At 70.3% G+C, this 17,517-nt stretch carries 15 protein-coding genes; 5 read left to right on the top strand and 10 right to left on the bottom strand.

Annotated features, from left to right (window positions below):
• Positions 1-22 precede the first annotated feature (22 nt).
• Both V7E09_RS04150 and tmk read right to left on the bottom strand, forming a co-directional pair.
• Positions 23-1,180 carry a DNA polymerase III subunit delta' gene (locus V7E09_RS04150; RefSeq protein ID WP_324510618.1) on the bottom strand — a complete coding sequence of 386 codons (1,158 nt, stop codon included), beginning with the start codon at positions 1,178-1,180 and terminating at the stop codon, positions 23-25.
• Positions 1,177-1,881 (bottom strand): dTMP kinase, encoded by a 705-nt coding sequence (gene tmk, locus V7E09_RS04145; RefSeq protein WP_324510619.1) that lies wholly within the window; start codon positions 1,879-1,881, stop codon positions 1,177-1,179. Before tmk ends, V7E09_RS04150 begins: the two co-directional genes overlap by 4 nt.
• 177 nt (positions 1,882-2,058) lie before the next feature.
• Between tmk and V7E09_RS04140 the strand changes: the two genes are divergently transcribed.
• Together V7E09_RS04140 and V7E09_RS04135 are read left to right on the top strand one after the other, a co-directional pair.
• Positions 2,059-3,519 (top strand): catalase, encoded by a 1,461-nt coding sequence (locus V7E09_RS04140; protein ID WP_324510620.1) that lies wholly within the window; start codon positions 2,059-2,061, stop codon positions 3,517-3,519.
• Between the two features lie 92 nt (positions 3,520-3,611).
• Positions 3,612-4,031: an NUDIX hydrolase gene (locus V7E09_RS04135; protein WP_324510621.1), complete on the top strand. Its 420-nt coding sequence runs from the start codon at positions 3,612-3,614 to the stop codon at positions 4,029-4,031.
• Here V7E09_RS04135 and V7E09_RS04130 read toward each other — a convergent pair.
• Together V7E09_RS04130 and topA are read right to left on the bottom strand one after the other, a co-directional pair.
• A complete protein-coding gene (locus tag V7E09_RS04130; protein ID WP_324510622.1) occupies positions 4,009-5,091 on the bottom strand; it encodes a type I restriction endonuclease in 1,083 nt (360 codons plus the stop codon). The genes V7E09_RS04135 and V7E09_RS04130 overlap by 23 nt on opposite strands.
• A gap of 95 nt (positions 5,092-5,186) precedes the next feature.
• Positions 5,187-7,949: a type I DNA topoisomerase gene (topA, locus tag V7E09_RS04125; protein WP_324510623.1), complete on the bottom strand. Its 2,763-nt coding sequence runs from the start codon at positions 7,947-7,949 to the stop codon at positions 5,187-5,189.
• Between the two features lie 141 nt (positions 7,950-8,090).
• Here topA and V7E09_RS04120 point away from each other — a divergent pair, with 141 nt between their 5' ends.
• The gene (locus V7E09_RS04120; RefSeq protein ID WP_324510624.1) at positions 8,091-9,245 is read left to right on the top strand and encodes a S1C family serine protease; all 1,155 of its coding nucleotides are present in this window, start codon (positions 8,091-8,093) and stop codon (positions 9,243-9,245) included.
• Between the two features lie 75 nt (positions 9,246-9,320).
• Entirely contained in the window at positions 9,321-10,484 is a 1,164-nt protein-coding gene (locus V7E09_RS04115) for a S1C family serine protease (protein ID WP_324510625.1), read from the top strand.
• Positions 10,485-10,520: 36 nt separating this feature from the next.
• Here V7E09_RS04115 and V7E09_RS04110 read toward each other — a convergent pair whose 3' ends face one another.
• A complete protein-coding gene (locus V7E09_RS04110; protein WP_324523043.1) occupies positions 10,521-12,041 on the bottom strand; it encodes a methyltransferase in 1,521 nt (506 codons plus the stop codon).
• A gap of 168 nt (positions 12,042-12,209) precedes the next feature.
• Between V7E09_RS04110 and V7E09_RS04105 the strand changes: the two genes are divergently transcribed.
• Entirely contained in the window at positions 12,210-14,516 is a 2,307-nt protein-coding gene (locus V7E09_RS04105) for a DEAD/DEAH box helicase (RefSeq protein WP_324510627.1), read from the top strand.
• Positions 14,517-14,651: 135 nt separating this feature from the next.
• On the opposite strand, the gene V7E09_RS04100 is transcribed toward V7E09_RS04105, so the two are convergent.
• The 5 genes from V7E09_RS04100 to V7E09_RS04080 form a co-directional block, all read right to left on the bottom strand.
• Entirely contained in the window at positions 14,652-15,086 is a 435-nt protein-coding gene (locus V7E09_RS04100; RefSeq protein ID WP_324523052.1) for an Rv3654c family TadE-like protein, read from the bottom strand.
• A 5-nt stretch (positions 15,087-15,091) separates the two neighbouring features.
• A complete protein-coding gene (locus V7E09_RS04095; RefSeq protein ID WP_324510629.1) occupies positions 15,092-15,460 on the bottom strand; it encodes a hypothetical protein in 369 nt (122 codons plus the stop codon).
• Positions 15,461-15,717: 257 nt separating this feature from the next.
• Complete coding sequence (locus V7E09_RS04090; RefSeq protein ID WP_324510630.1) at positions 15,718-16,002, bottom strand: hypothetical protein; 285 nt, start codon at positions 16,000-16,002, stop codon at positions 15,718-15,720.
• Positions 16,003-16,515: 513 nt separating this feature from the next.
• The gene (locus tag V7E09_RS04085; RefSeq protein ID WP_324510631.1) at positions 16,516-17,145 is read right to left on the bottom strand and encodes a type II secretion system F family protein; all 630 of its coding nucleotides are present in this window, start codon (positions 17,143-17,145) and stop codon (positions 16,516-16,518) included.
• Positions 17,142-17,517 (bottom strand): type II secretion system F family protein (locus V7E09_RS04080; RefSeq protein ID WP_442956835.1); only part of this gene is annotated, 376 nt, incomplete at its 5' end. The genes V7E09_RS04085 and V7E09_RS04080, both read right to left, overlap by 4 nt.

Raw genomic sequence — 17,517 nt, 5'->3', positions numbered from 1 at the left:
CCGCAGCGACACGGCCACACGCTCAGGCGTGCAACCCGATCATCAGCGCTTCCATGGCCAGTTGCGGCGCCACATTCGTCTCCAGCGCCTCCCGGGCCGCCAGGATCGCGTCCAGGCTGGTCACCGTGCGTTCGGGATTGGTGCGGCGCGCCAACTGCGCCAGGTCTGGCTGCATGTCGGCGTTCACCAGCCGAGCCGTCGCCCCGGTCTGGAGCGCGAACACGTCGCGGTAGTAGCTGGTGAGCTCGCTGAGCACCCGATCCAGGGAGTCGCGCTGGATGCGCTTGGCGCGCGCCTTCTGCTGATCCTCCAGGTCGCGCAACGCCGCCTGTGAGTGCCGCGGCTTCGCCCCCTTCGTCCCGACGCCGAGCGCCTCGGAGAGGGCGGTGCGTTCAGCCACGTCGAGGTCGGCGGTTGCCTCGGCGGCCTCCGCCGTGGCCGCCTCCACCACGTTCGTCGCCGCCTGCAGGCAAGCCCCCAGCGTGATCAGCTGGGTAGGGATGCGCAGGATTTCGGCCCGACGCCGGCGCGCGTCCTCGCTGCGGGCGATCGCCTTGGCACGGCCGATGTGGCCCTGCGCAACACGGGCGGCGTGAGCGGCCATCTCGGAAGGGACGCCGTCTCGCTCGATGAGCAGGGCGGTGATCGCCGCCTCGCTCGGCGTGGTCAGCGACACGTTGCGGGCACGGGAACGGATGGTGATCACCACGTCCTGCGGGGTGGGCGCACACAGCACCCACACGGTGCGGGGGGCAGGCTCCTCGACAGCCTTGAGCAGCGCGTCGGCGCCGCGTTCGGTGACCCGGTCTGCGTCCTCGACCACGATGACCTGGTGGCGGCCCAGCGTGGGGCTCATCGCCGCGCGTCGCACCAGGTCGCGGACCTCGTCGACGCCGATGGAGAGTTGCTCGGTGCGCAGCAACGTCACGTCGGGGTGCGCCCCCGACAGGGACGTGCGGCAGGGGTTGCACGCGCCGCAGCCGCCGCGCTCGCACTGCAGAGCTGCGGCGAAGGCCCGCGCCGCGTTCGAGCGCCCCGACCCAGGCGGACCCGTCAGCAGCCACGCGTGCGTCATGGAGTTCTTCTCCCCCATCACGGCACGCCGCAGCACCTCGACGGCGCGCTCCTGGCCGACGAGGTCGGCCCAGACGCCGGAACCGGCGGGCGGGGACTCGCTCATGGCGCCAGTGTGCCCTCGACGTCGGACGTTTCGGCACCGAACAGGGTGCGCAGCGCACTCCTGCGATCGACGCGCAGCACCTCGGGGTCGGCTGCCTCCAACTCGGCAAGGCGTCCGCGGACCTTCTCCTGGATCGCGGTGATGCTCTCGCGGGCCTTCAGGACGAGGTAGCGCCCCGGATCCCGTTCCGCCAGCCGCAGGAAGTAATCGCGCGTGCGGGCGTGGAAGTCGTCGTCGGCGGCCTCCAGCCGGTCGCGCTCGCCGATGGTGGCCAGCCCTTCGGAGGGTTCCAGGTCAAGCAGCACCGTCAGGTCGGGGACGAGGTGGTCTGCCGCCCACCACGCGATGGGTTCCAGCTCGGCCAGGTCGAGGGTGCGCCCCGCCCCCTGATAGGCGAGCGTGGAGTCGATGTAGCGGTCGGAGATCACGACGGCGCCCCGCGCCAGCGCCGGCTTGACGGTGGTGTCGACGTGGTGGGCGCGGTCGGCCGAGTACAGCAGCGCTTCGGCCCGCGGAGACAGATCACCGGTCGCCGGGTCGAGCAGGATCGCCCGGATCTTCTCCCCCACCGGCCCCTCGCCAGGCTCGCGCGTCAGGACGACGTCGCGTCCTTGCTCCTCCAGCCAGCGTCCCAGCAGCGCCGACTGGGTGGACTTACCCGCCCCGTCGCCGCCCTCGAACACGATGAACAGTCCATGCACTCGCTCATCCTAGGGGGAGGAGCATTTCCTCACCGGGGTCTGAGGCGCCAGACCTCTGCCGTCGGTTCGCGCGAGGCGGACACGAATCGGGAATATCTGACACATCGACGCTGTTCGCCTGTTAGCAAGGAGTCATCCGCGGTCCTTCGCAGGACCCACCACAGAAAGGACAATGTCGTGACCCCGAACCCCTCACAGACCTCCGGAGGTGCCGTCGCCGACAGCGACGCCCACTCCCTCTCCGTCGGCGCCAACGGCCCCCTCGTCCTGCACGATGTGCACCTGGTCGAGACGCTGGCCCACTTCAACCGCGAGAACGTCGTCGAGCGGCGTCCCCACGCCAAGGGCGCCGGCGCGTTCGGTCGCTTCACCGTGACCCACGACGTGTCCTCCTTCACCAAGGCGGCCGTCTTCCAGCCCGGCACCGAGACCAAGACGCTGCTGCGGTTCTCCACCGTCGCCGGCGAGCTGGGCTCCCCCGACACGTGGCGCGACGTGCGCGGCTTCTCGCTGCGCTTCTACACCACCGAGGGCAACTACGACCTGGTCGGCAACAACACTCCGGTGTTCTTCCTGCGCGACCCCATCAAGTTCCCCCACTTCATCCGCTCGCAGAAGCGCCTCCCGTCCAGCGGCCTGCGCGACAACACGATGCAGTGGGACTTCTGGACGCTGTCGCCCGAGTCGGCGCACCAGGTCACCTACCTGATGGGTGATCGCGGCCTGCCGAAGACGTGGCGCAACATGAACGGCTACGGCTCGCACACCTACATGTGGGTCAATGCCGCGGGCGAGCGGTTCTGGGTGAAGTACCACTTCCACACCCAGCAGGGCATGGAGTTCCTCACCAACGAGGAGGCGGCGACCATCGCCGGGCAGGACGCGGACTTCCACCGCCGCGACCTGTTCGAGGCCATCGGGCGCGGCGAGTTCCCGAAGTGGACGATGTCGATCCAGGTCATGCCGTACGAGGACGCCAAGACCTACCGGTTCAATCCGTTCGACCTGACCAAGACCTGGTCGAAGAAGGACTACCCGCTGATCGAGGTCGGCGAACTGGAGTTGAACCAGAACCCCGACAACTTCTTCGCTCAGATCGAGCAGGCGGCGTTCGCGCCGTCCAACATCGTTCCGGGCATCGGGTTCTCCCCCGACAAGATGCTGCTGGGTCGCGTGTTCGCCTACGCCGACGCCCACCGCTACCGCATCGGCGCGAACTTCCACCAGCTTCCGGTGAATCAGCCCATCGCGGTCCCCGGCGGCCAAGAGGGCGCCAACCAGTACGTGTTCGATGGCCAGATGGCGTTCTACCACTCCGGTGGCGCCCCGGTGTACGCCCCGAACTCCTTCGGGCGGCCTTACTCCGACTGGCAGGGCACCCCCGCGGAGACGTGGGAGTCCGACGGCGACATGGTGCGCGCGGCCTACACGCTGCGTGCCGAGGACGACGACTTCGGCCAGGCCGGAACGCTCGTGCGCGAGGTCTTCGATGACGCCGCCCGCGACCGCCTCGTCGAGACCGTCACCGGCGCCCTGACGGGCGTCACGGGCGAGGTTCTTGCCCGGGCGATCTGGTACTGGACGTCCATCGATCCGACCGTCGGCGGCCGCATCGAGGCCGCGGTGAACGCTCGCTGACGCAGCGTACCTCGTCGACGCAGCGGGGTCGTCCCTTTCGGGGGCGGCCCCGTTCGTCATGCCCGGGTTGTCACCGGACTAGGGTCGTGCGCGTGAGTCTCTTCGTGGTGTCGGTGACGTTCCGCAATGACCAGGGGGACCTACTGCTGGTCCGCAAGCGGGGAACCACGGCGTTCATGCTGCCGGGAGGCAAGGTCGAACCGGGCGAGACGCACCCGCAGGCGAGCGTCCGCGAGGTCGCCGAAGAACTCTCCTTGAGCCTCGCCGAATCCGACCTGACGCTGCTGGGCCACTGGTCGGCGGGGGCCGCCAACGAACCCGGCCTCACCATCACCTCCGACGTGTTCCTCGCCCCGCTGCCCGGCGAGCCCGTCGCGTCCGCGGAGATCGAGGAACTGCGCTGGCTTCCCCTGACCCCGGACGCGGCCTCCGCGCCCGCGCTATCGCCCATGCTCGTCGAGCACGTCATCCCCGCCCTGCTGCGACGACCTACAAATAGCGGTGGATCGTAGCCCTCAAGACATCGGCGGACGCATACAGTTCCTCGAGACTTGAGATCGGCTCACGCGTCTCAACCTTGGCCTCGTCGAACAATCCGAGATAGCGCTGCTTGCGATTGAAGTGAAGCCTGCAGATGGGCTTGCGATTGTTATCATCCAGCAGAATCGCGAGATACGATTTGGAATCCCGCATGGAGATCCGGGAAAGGGGGACCTCGCTGGCGCAAATGGCCCTGATGATATGGAATCCCTCCAGTTCATCAAGGGTGGTTTCCACGCCATCATTGACCTCCTGGACCTCCTCCGCCGCCCCCTCGGATTCCTGAGCGACGGGAGCAGCCCCCACCCTGGGCGCCGAACCGCCAAGCGCGGACTTGAGCCTCTCATTCACCTTGTCGCTGATGAACTGGTCGAGAGACTTCTTCACCAGCCCCGTGAACAATTCGCGGACCCGCTGCGTGTAGGAACCCTCGTACACGCGAAGAGCAAGGAGTTTGACGAAATCATCGCTGGGCTCAGTGAACTGCTCACCGAGCGCCCTCTTGAGGGCACTCACATACTTGAGTTCTTCAGCGGCAAGCAGGACCGAGTCCAAATCGAAGGCATCTTTCGTCAATTTTGTGAGCTCGGGAAGAACGTAGGGATCGACGTTAGCGAGATCGAGCTGTAGGAATGGCTTCTCATCCATCCGGTTGGGACGGTCCAGATCGGTGTAGAAGTTCCACGAGCGGCCATTGGTCAGCACTCCAATGCGCGCGTTGGAGGTGTGGAAGTACCGAATCAACTGGCCAGCATGATCAAGACTCAGCGGCTCGCCGATCTTCTTGGCTTCGATCAGCATCTGCACGGCCCCATCGCGAAGCACCGCGAAATCGATCTTCTCACCCTTCTTCAACCCGAGGTCGGCGATGTACTCCGGTACGACCTCCGTCGGATTGAAGGCGTCATACCCCAAGACCCGGCCGATGAACGGCATGATGATCGCCGTCTTGGTGGCCTCCTCGGTCGCCAGTTGATCCTCATACTGCTTGACCTTGTCGACCATGTCGGCAAGAGAGTCCTCGAACGCCACTGTCCGTCCCCTTCTGCTAGTGAGCCACATCGTGGCACACAAAGCGCAAAGGGAGTGGCGAACTATGCCAACGACACGGTGTCGAAACTCCGCCCTCAGTCTGTCGAGGCTGAGGTGGGCTTCCTCGCGGCCGGTTTCCGGGCTGCCGGTTTGCGGGTGGCCGGCTTCTTGGCGGCGGTCGTGGTGGTCGCCTTGGCTGCCGTGGACGTCCGGCGCGTGGTCTTCTTCGGGGCGGGCCCCTTAGCGCGCTTCTCGGCGAGCAGTTCCGCCGCGCGCTCCAAGGTGATCTCCTCCACCGAATCCGACTTGCGCAACGTGGCGTTGTACTCGCCGTCGGTCACGTACGGACCGAACCGGCCGTCCTTGACCACCACGGGCTTGCCCGAGTTCGGATCGTCGCCGAGTTCCTTCAGCGGCCCGGCCGCGGCGCGACGGCCGCGTTGCTTGGGCTGGGCGTAGATCGCCTCGGCCTGCTCCAGCGTCACCGTGAACAACTCGTCTTCACTGGTCAGCGAGCGGTAGTCGGTGCCCTTCTTCAGGTACGGCCCGTACGGACCGTTCGCCGCGGTGATCTCCTTGCCCTCGGCGTCAGCGCCCACCACCCGCGGCAACGTCAGCAGTTTGAGCGCCTCCTCCAACGTCACCGTGTCCAGAGACATGTCCTTGAACAGGGACGCCGTGCGCGGCTTCTGCTTCTTCGGGGCGTCTTCGGGCAGCACCTCGGTGACATAAGGGCCGTATCGGCCGTTCTTGACCACCAGCGGGTTTCCGGACACGGGATCGTTGCCCAGCTCCTTGGTGGCGCCCGAGGGGGTCTCCAGCAGCTCGCGCGCCTTCTCCACGGTCAGCTCGTCCGGCGGCAGGTCCTCGTCGATGTTGGCGCGGTTCCCGTCCGCGTCCTCGACGAAGGGCCGGAACTTGCCGACCCGCACCTCGATACCCGAGCCGTTGTCATGGACGGGCGCGAACGTGGCGATCTGCCGGGGATCGATGTCGCCCAGCTCCTCGACCAGAGTCTGCAGGCCCTGGTAGCCGTCCTCGCCCTCGGTCCCGAAGTAGAAGTCCTTCAACGTCTGGATGCGGTCGGCCGAACCCTTGGCGATCTCGTCGAGGACGTCCTCCATCTCGGCGGTGAACTGGTAGTCCACCTGGCGAGGGAAGTGCTCCTCCAGCAGCCGGGTCACGGCGAACGCCAGCCAGGTCGGCACCAGCGCGGAACCCTTCTTGAACACGTAGTCGCGCTCGGTGATGGTGCGGATGATCGACGCGTACGTGGACGGCCGCCCGATCTCCAGCTCCTCCAGCTTCGCCACGAGCGACGGCTCGGTGTAGCGGGCGGGCGGACGCGTCGCGTGCGGCTCCGCCTCCACCCCGGCCACATCGAGGGCGTCCCCGACCGTGAGGGCAGGCAACTGTGCGGTCGCATCATCGGAGGAATCGCCCTCGTCGGTGCCCTGCACGTAGGCCCGCAGGAAACCCGGGAAGGTCAGCGTCCGCCCCGAGGACGCCAGCGCCGCCGTCCCCACGCCGACGATCTCACCCGTGGTGGCGTCGGTCACGTCCACGGCGGCCTTCAGGGTCGCCGTCATGCCGATCGAGACGGTCTGTCCCTCGGCGTCCCGCATCTGCGAGGCGACCGTGCGCTTCCAGATCAGGTCGTAGAGGCGGAACGCGTCCCCGCGCAGCCCCGTCTTGTCGGGGGCGGTGAAGCTGTCCCCGGCGGGCCGGATGGCCTCATGGGCCTCCTGCGCGTTCTTCACCTTGGAAGCATAGGTGCGCGGCCGATCCGGCAGATAGGAAGCCCCGTAGAGCTCCTTCACCGCCGCCCGGGCACCCTGCACGGCGGTCGCCGAGAGCGTGATCGAGTCGGTACGCATATAGGTGATGTGGCCGCCCTCGTACAGCTCCTGGGCGACCGACATGGTGCGCTGCGCGGTGAACCCGAGCTTGCGGCCCGCATCCTGCTGCAGCGTCGTGGTGCGGAACGGCGGGTAGGGACGCCGCGTGTACGGCTTGGCCTCCACCGAATCCACCCTGACGCCCGCCCCGGTGAGCCCCTCGGCGAGTGCCTGTGCCCCCGCCAGATCCAGATGCAGGGCCTTCCTCGCGGTGAGCTTGCCGACGCTGTCGAAGTCGCGCCCCGCAGCCACCTTCAGCCCCGCAGCGGCACTCACGCGCGCCGTGAACGCGGACGGGTCGGCGTCGGCGCCCGCATCCAGCGTGACGGTCAGATCGGCGTAGTCAGCGGACACGAACGCCATGCGCTCGCGCTCGCGGTCGACGATGAGCCGGGTCGCGACCGACTGCACGCGTCCGGCCGACAGCTTCGGCTTGACCTTCTTCCACAGCACCCGGCTGACCTTGAAGCCATAGAGCCGGTCGAGGATCCGGCGCGTCTCCTGCGCGTCGACCAGATCGATGTCGAGGTCCCGGGGGGCGGCGACGGCCGCGCGGATGGCGTCCGGGGTGATCTCGTGGAACACCATGCGCTTGACCGGGACCTTCGGCTTCAGCTCTTGGAGGAGGTGCCACGCGATGGCCTCGCCCTCGCGGTCCTCATCGGTGGCGAGGTAGAGCTCGTCCACCGTCTTGAGCGCGTCCTTCAGTTTCTTGATCGTCGCCCGCTTCGCCGTCTGCACCACGTACAGCGGCTCGAAGTCGTTGTCGATGTCGACCCCGGTCGTCGCCCAGTCCTGCCCCTTGTACTTGGCGGGCACGTCCGCGGCGTTCTTGGGCAGGTCGCGGACGTGGCCGACGGACGCCTCGACCACGTAACCATCCCCGAGGTATTGCGCGATGCTGCGCACCTTGCCGGGGGACTCGACGATCACGAGTGCGCGCTTGTTGTCAGTTGCCACGATCTGCCTTCTCCAACACGAGGAACGGGAATCACCCCGAGAGCCTGGCGGGCCGCAGGGGCCACCAGGACGGGATGCTAGCGGGTCCCCGCAAGAACAGCCGACCATGGACGCGCCCGGCGTGCTGCCTAGACTGGCAGCGTGAGCGCACCCCGGCCCGTACCGCCGCCACCCCCTGTGGCGCGCCGTACGTCCCTGGCCACCGTCGTCGTCGGTGTCCTGATCGCCGTGCTGGCGCAGCTCGCCACGCTCGCGCTGGTCAGCTCCACCGCCACCGGATGGGTAACCCGGGCCAGCGCCCCCACCGCCTACCCGGCACCGTCGGGTCCCATCGCGGGCGCCACCGCGTCCCCGACGCCCACGGTCGCCCAGACGACCGGACCGGTCGAGGTCACCGACGCCGTCCAGCGCGGCGTGGTGCTGATCTCCGGGCGCACCGGCAACCAGGGCGTGGCAGGCACCGGCATGGTGCTGACCGCGGACGGCTACGTGCTCACCAACTATCACGTGGTGCGCTCCACCTCGTCCGTGACAGCCACCGTCGCCCTCACCGGACGCCACTACACGGCGACCCTGGTCGGGCGCGACGCCACCAAGGATGTGGCTTTGCTGAAGCTCGAAGGCGCCTCCCGGCTCGATGTCGTCACCCTCGACCAGGACCCGGTCGCGATCGGGGACGCCGTCGTGGCAGCAGGCAACGCCAACGGGCAGGGCTTCGTGAGCGCCAACCGCGGCAACGTCCAGGCGCTCAACACGTCCATCCAGGTGCGCAGCGCCTCCGAGAACGATCCGCCCCAGCGCCTCCGCGGCCTCATCCAGGCCAACGCGGCCGCCTGGCCCGGCGACTCCGGCGGGCCGATGTTCGACGCCCAAGGCGAAGTGCTCGGCATGACGACCGCCGGCGGGACCACCGACGAATCCGACGAGGACCGTCGCGTGTACGGCGTCCCGATCGCCGCCGCCATGCAGGTGGTCACGCAGGTGCGCGCGGGCGACGAGTCCGGCACGGTCGTCATCGGCCCCAAGGCCTACCTCGGTGTCGTGGTCGAAAGCGACGACACCGCCCAGGAAGTCGTCATCACCCGCGTCGAGGCCAGCACCCCCGCCTCCCGCGCCGGGCTGCGCACCGGCGACATCATCACCTCCCTGGACGGGCACCCGATCGGATCCCGCGCCGACCTGTCCACCGCCCTCGACGGCATCGAGCCGGGCAGCATCGTGGACGTCGGCTGGACGACCTCGTCGGGACGCGAACGCACCGGCACGGTCACGGTCACCGCCAGCAGCATCAACTGACCGGCGCCGCCGCTCACACCCAACCGTGAGGCGACCCACAGGCAGGACACAGGATCGGGGCGTCCACTGGTGGACATGAAGACGACCACTTCGCTCACCGCCCTCGCACTCGCCGGCGCGACCGCGCTGGCCCTGGCGGTTCCGACCCTCGCCCCCCGGCTGGCCGACCAGCTGTCGCCCGCGTCGTCGGTCACCTCCGGGTCCACCGCCCCCTGGACCAATGACGGTTCCTGGTCGGGCGGCTCCTCCAGCACGACCACCGACCCCGCCACCGGGGGTACCGGCACGACGACCTCCGCCAGCCAGACCGCCGCCGTGACGGCGGCCCAGAGCAAGGGCATCGTACTCATCACCACCCAGACCACCTCCGGCGAGGCGGCCGGCACCGGCATGGTGCTCACCGCCGACGGCCAGATCCTGACCAACTACCACGTCGTCGAAGGGTCGACATCCATCGAGGTCGAGATCGTCGACACCGCCAAGACCTACACCGCGACCGTCGTCGGCCACGACGCCACCCGTGACGTCGCCCTGCTCCAGTTGAAGAACGCGTCCGGCCTGGCCACCATCACCCCCGACGACGACCAGGTCGCGCTCGGCCAGGAACTGACGGCGGTGGGGAACGCGTCCGGCGGCGGCGAACTGGTCGCGGCCACCGGGTCGGTGACCGGGCTGGAGAAGCAGGTCACGGTCAGCTCCGAGACGGGCGGCACCGAGACCCTCACCGGCGTCATCGAGACCAACGCCGGCGCGGTCGCCGGTGATTCCGGCGGACCCATGTTCGACGCCGAGGGCGAAGTGCTCGGCATGACCACCGCGGGCAGCAGCCGAGTCACCGCGAGCCCGCGGGGCGGCCGCAGCACCCAGGACAACACGTCGACGACCGTCAGCTACGCCGTCCCGATCGACGACGCCCTGGCCGTGATCGAGCAGATCCGCACCGGCAAGGAGTCCGGCACCGTCGAGGTCGGTGCTAAGGCGTACCTCGGGATCAGCGTCGCCGGCTCCTCCTCCCTCGTGGTCGCGTCCGTCGTCACCGACGGGCCCGCCGCAGTGGCGGGGCTGACCGCCGGGTCGACGATCACCGCCATCAACGGGGTGACCGTGTCCAGCCACGACGACCTGTCGGCGCAACTGGCCACCCTCGATCCGGGCGCCAAGGTCAAGCTGACCTGGAAGGACTCCTCCGGCACGGCGCACTCGGCGACGGTGACGCTGGGCACGAGCCCGATCAACTGAGCTCCGGTTGGCCCCGAGGGGGTCGGGGCCAACCGGTCACGTCGCGGGCCCGCCTTCCCGCGACAAGTAGCCCTGGCGGATGAGTTCACGCAGGCGTGGGAGCAACTCATCCGCCAGGGCCTCCGCATCGGCGTCGAGGATGTCGGCGACGGCGGTGATGAGCGTGGCGGTGTCGAGTTCGCCGTCCGAGGCCCCCAGGACCGCCCCGAGCGCGGTGTCCACCTCCACGGCGCGGCCGAAGCCGTACCGCTGCCGGTAGACCACGTGCTCGGGGTCGGCCTCGCCTGGGCGCCCCAGCGTCTCCAGGTCGACGCCGGGGTGCAGCACCCAGGTGGCCTCCAGCAGGTCGTCATCGCCGATGTCGGCGTCCGCCACCCCGGCCTGGTGCGCGGCGAACGCCACCCCGACCGGCTGCACGACGGCGTGCGGCCACTCCTCGAACGTGAGGTCGGGCTGGTCGCGTCCGGCGTTGTGCAGCATGATCCAGCCCATCCCCACGCCGGTGATCCCCTGTGCGGCGAAGTAGTCCAGCCACTCCCGGTACCGCGTCGCATAGCTCGGATCACCGACCAGTCCGGCGTCGTGCAGCCACACCTCGATGTACTCGTACACATCCAGCCGCTCGCGCTGCAGGACGAGGGCGTCCGCCCCGGTGGGACGGATCCAGCCCGCGAGCCGGTCCTGCCAGGAGGCGTCGTCGGTCATCGCCCAGTTGCCGAGCACCTGCAGCGTCCCGCCCGGGTTGAGCCGCGCCCCGCCCCCGCGCACCACCTGTTCGACGAGCCGATCGCCGGTGAAGCCACCCTCGCGATACACGAGCCGCTCCCCGGTCGGCGGGCTCATCACGTACGGCGGATTCGTCACGATCAGATCAAACGTCTCATCGGAGACCGGCTCGTAGAGGGAGCCCTCGCGCACGTCGAGGATCAGCTCGTTGAGCGCGCCGGTCAGCCGGGCGAACGAGACGGCCCGCGGGTTCAGATCGGTGGCGACGACACGGTCGGCGTGCGTGGCCAGGTGCAGGCTCTGGACACCGCACCCGGTGCCCAGGTCGAGCGCGCTGCCCACCGGCCGCCGGATCGTCATCTGGGCCAGCGTGCTGGACGCCGGGGAAAGCCCGAGCACGTAGTCCGGTCGGGGCCGGTCGAGGCGTCCGTCCAGTGTGGGAAGCAGGTCGTGAGCCACCCAGCCGTCGAACGCGCCCGGCGTCCCCGGATCCGAGGTCGCCGCGTAGGGCCGGATCTCGACGGCAGCGACCAGGTCCGTGGCGCCGCCCGGCGCCACGGCCGCGAGCAGGCCCGCATCCACCCACGGGGCGGGCTGACCCAGCGCGCGTGCGACCCGATCAGCCGGAAGGGCGTCGTGCAGCATGAACAGCCGGATCAGGTCGGCCTGCGCGTCCGTGTCCGCGCCCAGTGCGTCCCGCGTGGCCGGGGTCGTGTTGCGGGCCAGCGCGTCGATCGCGGCATCGCCGAGGCGGTCCGCGACCGACTCGAAGCTGTAGCCGGCGTCCCGGAGTCGTCGTGCCAGCAGCCGGGCGTCCAGGTTCTCGAACATGTCCCCAGCCTCCCATGGGCCCGGCCCCAACTCGTGCGCGGTCACCGGCGTCGTCCGCGGGTGATTGTCGGCCGGGATGCCTATGCTCGTCGCGTCACGCCTCATCCGATCCGGCCACCGCCGCGGCGAGGAGATGCGGTGACGCTCACGAAGGCAAGGGGGTGCGCGATGGGGATTTCGGCCTGGCTGGCAGAGTCGGAGGCCGTCGCCTACCGACACCACCGGGACGCGCGTCCCGGGGCGACGGGGGCGTGGCCGGCCTGGGTGTCGCCCCGCATCCGGCACGCGTTCGGTCGGCAGGGCATCGAGGCCCCGTGGGAACACCAGATCGCCGCCGCGGAGGCCGCCCATGCGGGCCATCACGTGGCCCTGGCGACGGGGACCGCGTCGGGCAAGTCGCTGGCCTACCTGCTGCCGGTGCTCGCGGCGACCGCTGACGGCGTCGTGCCCGACGGCTGTCGGGTGCCTGGCGCTCGCGGGGAGCGCTCCGGGTTGCGCGTGCAGAGTCAGCCCACGGCCTTGTATCTCTCCCCCACCAAGGCCCTCGCCCACGACCAGCTTCGCGCCTGTGAAGAACTGGGCGTCCCCGATTGGCGTGTGGCCGCCCTCGATGGGGACTCCGACGCCGATGAGCGCCGGTTCGCCCGGGAGTTCGCCTCCTATGTGCTCACCAACCCGGACATGCTGCACCGCAGCGTCCTGCCGCAGCACTACCGCTATGCCCGGCTGCTCAGCGGCCTGACCCACGTCATCATCGACGAGGCGCACCGTTACAAGGGGCTGTTCGGCGCCCACATGGCGGCGGTGCTGCGCCGGCTGCGACGGCTGGCACACCACTACGGCGCCCACCCCGTCTTCGTCTGCACGTCGGCCACCATCGCGGCGCCGGAGACGGTCGCGGCAGCCCTGATCGGCAGCGACGACGTCGTCGCGGTGACGGCGGACGCTTCTCCACGTCCGGCCCTCGATGTGGTGCTGCTCTCGCCGACCGCGAGCCTCACCGAGACGACCGCCGGGCTGCTCGCCGGGTTCGCCCGGCAGGGGCAGGCGCTGGCATTCACGACGTCGCGGCTGCAGGCCGAGTTGATCGCGATCCGGGCCCGCGAGCTGTCTCCCGCACCCGAGACGATCGCCGCCTACCGGGGCGGGTACCTGCCCACGGATCGCCGTTCGATCGAGTCCGGACTGAGCGATGGCCGGCTCCGCGGCGTGGCGAGCACGAACGCGCTGGAGCTTGGGATCGACATCGCCGGGATGGACGCGGTCATCACGGCCGGGTTCCCGGGGACGCTGGCTGCGTTTTGGCAGCAGGTGGGGCGTGCCGGGCGCGACGGGCGCGACGCCACGGCGGTGCTGGCGGCCCGGGAGGATCCCCTCGACGCGTACCTGGTGCAGCACCCCGAGTCGATCTTCGAGCGTCCGCTGGAGCGGACGGTCGTCCCGATCGACAACCCGTTCGTGCTCGGCCCCCACCTGTGCGCCGCCGCCCAGGAGATCCCCTTGACCGAGGCGGACGCAGCCTGGTTCGGGCCCGACACGGTGCGGCTGGCCGACTCGCTGGCCCGGCAGGGGGCGCTGCGGCGGCGTCCGGCGGGGTGGTTCTGGCCGCACGCCTCGCGGGCAGTCGATTCGATCGACCTGCGTTCGGCGCAGGGCAAGGCGTATGAGGTGGTCGACGACGCCACGGGCCGGGTGATCGGCCAGGTGGACGCCTCGGCCTCGGATCGGACGCTGCACCCCGAGGCGGTGTACGTGCACCAGGGCGAGACCTGGCTGGTGCAGGCGGTGGAGGAGGACGACCGCATCGCGTTGGTGCATCGTGCCGACCCGTTGTACTACACCCAACCGCAGTCGGTCTCGGACGTTCGGATCCTCACCACGGAGCGGTCGCGCGCCTTCGGCACGGGCGAGCTGTCTTGTGGTGAAGTCGAACTGTCCAGCCAAGTCACCTCCTATTTGCGGCGCGACGCCGAGTCCGGCGAGGTGTGGGATCAGACCCCGCTGGAGTTCCCGGAGCGGCGCATGACGACCCGTGCCGTCTGGTGGACCCTGCCAGGGTCTTTGCTGCTCGACGCCGGGGTTGCCGCCGTCGACCTCCCCGGAGCGCTGCACGCCGCGGAGCATTGCGCGATCGGCCTGCTTCCCGCGTTCGTGCCCTGCGACCGTTGGGACATCGGCGGGCTCTCCACGGCGCTTCACCCCGACACGGGAGCCGCCACCGTGTTCGTCCACGATGGGCTCCCCGGCGGCTCGGGGCTGGCCGAACGAGGCTTCGACCTGGCCGAGCAGTGGTGGTCGGCCACCCTGGACCGGCTGCTGACCTGCCCGTGCGAGGCGGGGTGCCCCGCGTGCGTGGTCTCCCCCAAGTGCGGGTCGGGCAACAACCCGCTCGACAAGGACGGCGCCGCCGGCTTGCTGAACCTGCTGCTGGGGCGGATCCCCTCCCGTCTGCCCGGCGCCCCCACGCCCCGTTGAGCCGGCCATCCACAGCCGCTGTCGTCCACGGGCCTCCCGCCGCCCGACACGCCCTGCGGCCTGTGTCGTGCGGCGTGCGCCCTGCGTCGTGCGTCGTGCGTCGTGCGTCGTGCGTGCCACGCGCGCCGATGCGGATCATTCCGGCGCCCCGGTCAGGACCCCCGCATTGGCGTGACCTGACAGGGGCGTCCTCCAGGGGCCGATGCCCGCCTCGATCTCCACGTCGACGGTGACGACCACCTCGACCTCATCGCCCGCGACGGTGCAGGCAGTCACCTCGGCGCCGTTCAGCGCCGCCGACCGGGTGGCTTCGGAGCATGCTTCACGGCCGGCGAGCTGGGCCGTCGCACCGGCCAGGGCTGCCAAATCCGCCGCCCCTTGCGCGGCGTAGCCGCGAGCCGTGAGAACGCCCGCCCCCAGCAGCAGTGTGGCCAGCCCCGCAATCAGCACCATCACCAGGGAGCTCCACACCATGGCTGATCCCCGCTCAGCGGACTCCGGCGCGTGGAGCCCACCAGCGGTGCACCCGCGACGGGCCGGTGCGGTGACCCGCGCGAAACCGCCGCCCACCGCGCTCACGGCCGCTCCTCCACGACCGTGGCCTGGGCCCTGATCGGCCAGACCACCGGACCCACCCGGGCGGTGACCGTCACGTCCGTCACGACGGCCCCGGACTCGCGCCGGGTCAATACGGTCGCCCCGCGCGGGGCATCCTGGCGCGCCCGAGCCACGGCCGCCTGGTCGCCACGCGCTTCCTGCCTGGCCACCTCATTGGCGGTCACCTGGCAGGCCCCCAGTACGAACACCGCACCCGCCATCGCGAGGGCGACGCCCCCGATGAGGGCAAGCAGGATGACGGCGAAGGCGGTCTCCACCGTGACCATGCCTGCCTCGGTCGTGGGCCGGGTCGCGAGCCGCTCGGCGCCGCCTCGGCCTCCGCGCACCGACGAGAGCCCGGGCGTACGCCCAGCCCCGCCGCCCCCCGGCGGACCAAGCCCCGAGCCGCCCCGGGTAGCACCCACCCGCCGCCGTCGTGTCATGGTGGTCCTTTCGTTCGCTCCAGCCCTGCTGTGCCCGCGAAGGGGCCGCGTCTCGCCATGCCCCGTCGCAAGTCCTGCTGTGCCGGCGAGGGAGCCGCTCCCGGGGGCGCCACACGTGGTGATGCCGCTCCGGGAGCGGTTCCCCTCGACGGAATCACACCTCAGCGCTTGCCCAGGGACAGGCCGTTCTGGAAGGCCCCCTGGACCCAGCCCATGATCGCTTCGATGAGCTCCTTGACCAGGGTCTCGAACGTGCCGGTGCTGATGGCGGTGATGATGATCCCGATGATCACGATGACGATGACCACGCCGAGGGCGTACTCCACGGTGGCCATGCCGCGCTCGCGCAACCGGGAGGCCCGCTGGGCTCGGTGACCGGCCGCCTCCGGTGCATGCGCGGAGCCCGAGAGGAGGCGGATGGCAGAGGTGGGGATTGCATGGGACATGAGATCTCCTGGCTTTTTTCCGTTGCCGGACACCGCCGCTCGGCGATGCACCCTGACGTTGGGCGGCGGCAGCGCTCCAGCGTCACGGCAGCTATCCCCTGTGGACACATCACTCGGCCAACACCGGCACTGTGGACGACGCACTCCCCGTCCCCTACGGGCCCACGAGCCGCCGACCAGCGTGGCGAGCGGAGGGGCACGGCAGCGCGCGGCGCGGCAGGACCCGCCACGCGTGCGCCGCATGCGGTGCGCCGACTGGCGGTGGAGGGCATTCCTCCGGCCCCGGCGGCCGCGAGGCCTCGATGGGCGCCTGGAGATCCCCGATGGGGTTCACCGCGAGCCCGGCGGCCAGGGCGCGAACCAACTCGCACAGTGCGCTGAGGCGGCGTTCCCGCGCGAGCCCGGCGGCCAGGGCGCGTGCGGACCCAGGCAGAGCGATCCCCGACTCGCACTCCGGCATGAGCCGGCGTCGGGGGAGGCCCGCTGCCCCATGAGCTACCGATACGGCGGGGCTCAGGGCAGAGGCAGGTCGAACTGGAAGGTCGCGAACAGCGGGATCACCCCGATCGCGAAGAACGCGGGCAGGAAACAGATCATGAGCGGCAGGACGCCGCGCACGCCTGCGCCACGGGCACGCACCACGGCGACGTTGGCCAGGTTCAGGCGCGCCTCGCGCGCATGATGGTGCAGCAGGTCGGCCAGGCCCAGACCCGATCGGATCGCGCGGGCCACGTCGCGGCTCACCTCCGCGTACCCGGGCACCGTGGCGAGTTCCGCCCAGGCCTCGGCCTCGTCGACACCCACGTCGATCCGCTGCACCACCGCAGCCAACTCCGGGCCCGCGGGGACGCCGATCACGGCGGCCACCTCGCGCAGGGCCCGGCGCGGGGGCGCGCCGGCCTCCAGGCAGGTCGCCAGCAACGAGCAGGTCGCGGGAACTGAGCGGCGCAACGCCTCCTGCCGGTCGGCGTCCTTCCTGGTCGGCAGCATCGGGAGACGCGTGGCCCACGCCCGGATCACGGCCAGCAGCCGTCGTGGGTCACGTGGCCGCAGCCGGGACAACGGTTCAGGGGGGAGCAGCCACCACACGGCGGCGGCAGCGAACAGCGCCGCAGCGGCGGCCCACACGCTCGAGGGGGTCATGGTCGCCCCTCCGCCCCGGCCGCAATGGCATCGATCCACGCGACCCCCGCGCACGCCAGCCCGACCCCCACGTTGAGGCACACCCAGCCGACCGGCTGGCCGATCAGAAAGCCGACCGGGTTGCCGCCCAGCGCATAGCCCAGACCCAGCCCGACCAACGGGAGGACCGCCATCATGATCCCGGACAACCGCGCCGCCGCCAGTTCCGTCGCCACGACGCGGTCGACTTCCTCCTGCGCCGCCAGCCGTTGCACCGCCACGTCGACGGCGTCCACCAGCGAGGCGCCCGTCCGGGTGGCGATCTCCCATGCGTCAGCCAACTCCGCCAGCCCCGCGCACCCCGGCCGTTCCGCGAGGCGCCGCAACGCCGGG

It is taken from the genome of Propioniciclava sp., from assembly GCF_036744435.1.
Taxonomy (GTDB): Bacteria; Actinomycetota; Actinomycetes; order Propionibacteriales; family Propionibacteriaceae; genus Propioniciclava.
This window is presented reverse-complemented; position numbering and strand designations above follow the sequence as displayed.

Coding starts and splice junctions, on each gene's coding strand:
- V7E09_RS04150 (WP_324510618.1), bottom strand. CDS start 1,180: ATGAGCGAGTCCCCGCCCGCCGGTTCCGGCGTCTGGGCCGACCTCGTC.
- V7E09_RS04115 (WP_324510625.1), top strand. CDS start 9,321: ATGAAGACGACCACTTCGCTCACCGCCCTCGCACTCGCCGGCGCGACC.
- V7E09_RS04110 (WP_324523043.1), bottom strand. CDS start 12,041: ATGTTCGAGAACCTGGACGCCCGGCTGCTGGCACGACGACTCCGGGAC.
- V7E09_RS04105 (WP_324510627.1), top strand. CDS start 12,210: ATGGGGATTTCGGCCTGGCTGGCAGAGTCGGAGGCCGTCGCCTACCGA.
- V7E09_RS04090 (WP_324510630.1), bottom strand. CDS start 16,002: ATGTCCCATGCAATCCCCACCTCTGCCATCCGCCTCCTCTCGGGCTCC.
- V7E09_RS04085 (WP_324510631.1), bottom strand. CDS start 17,145: ATGACCCCCTCGAGCGTGTGGGCCGCCGCTGCGGCGCTGTTCGCTGCC.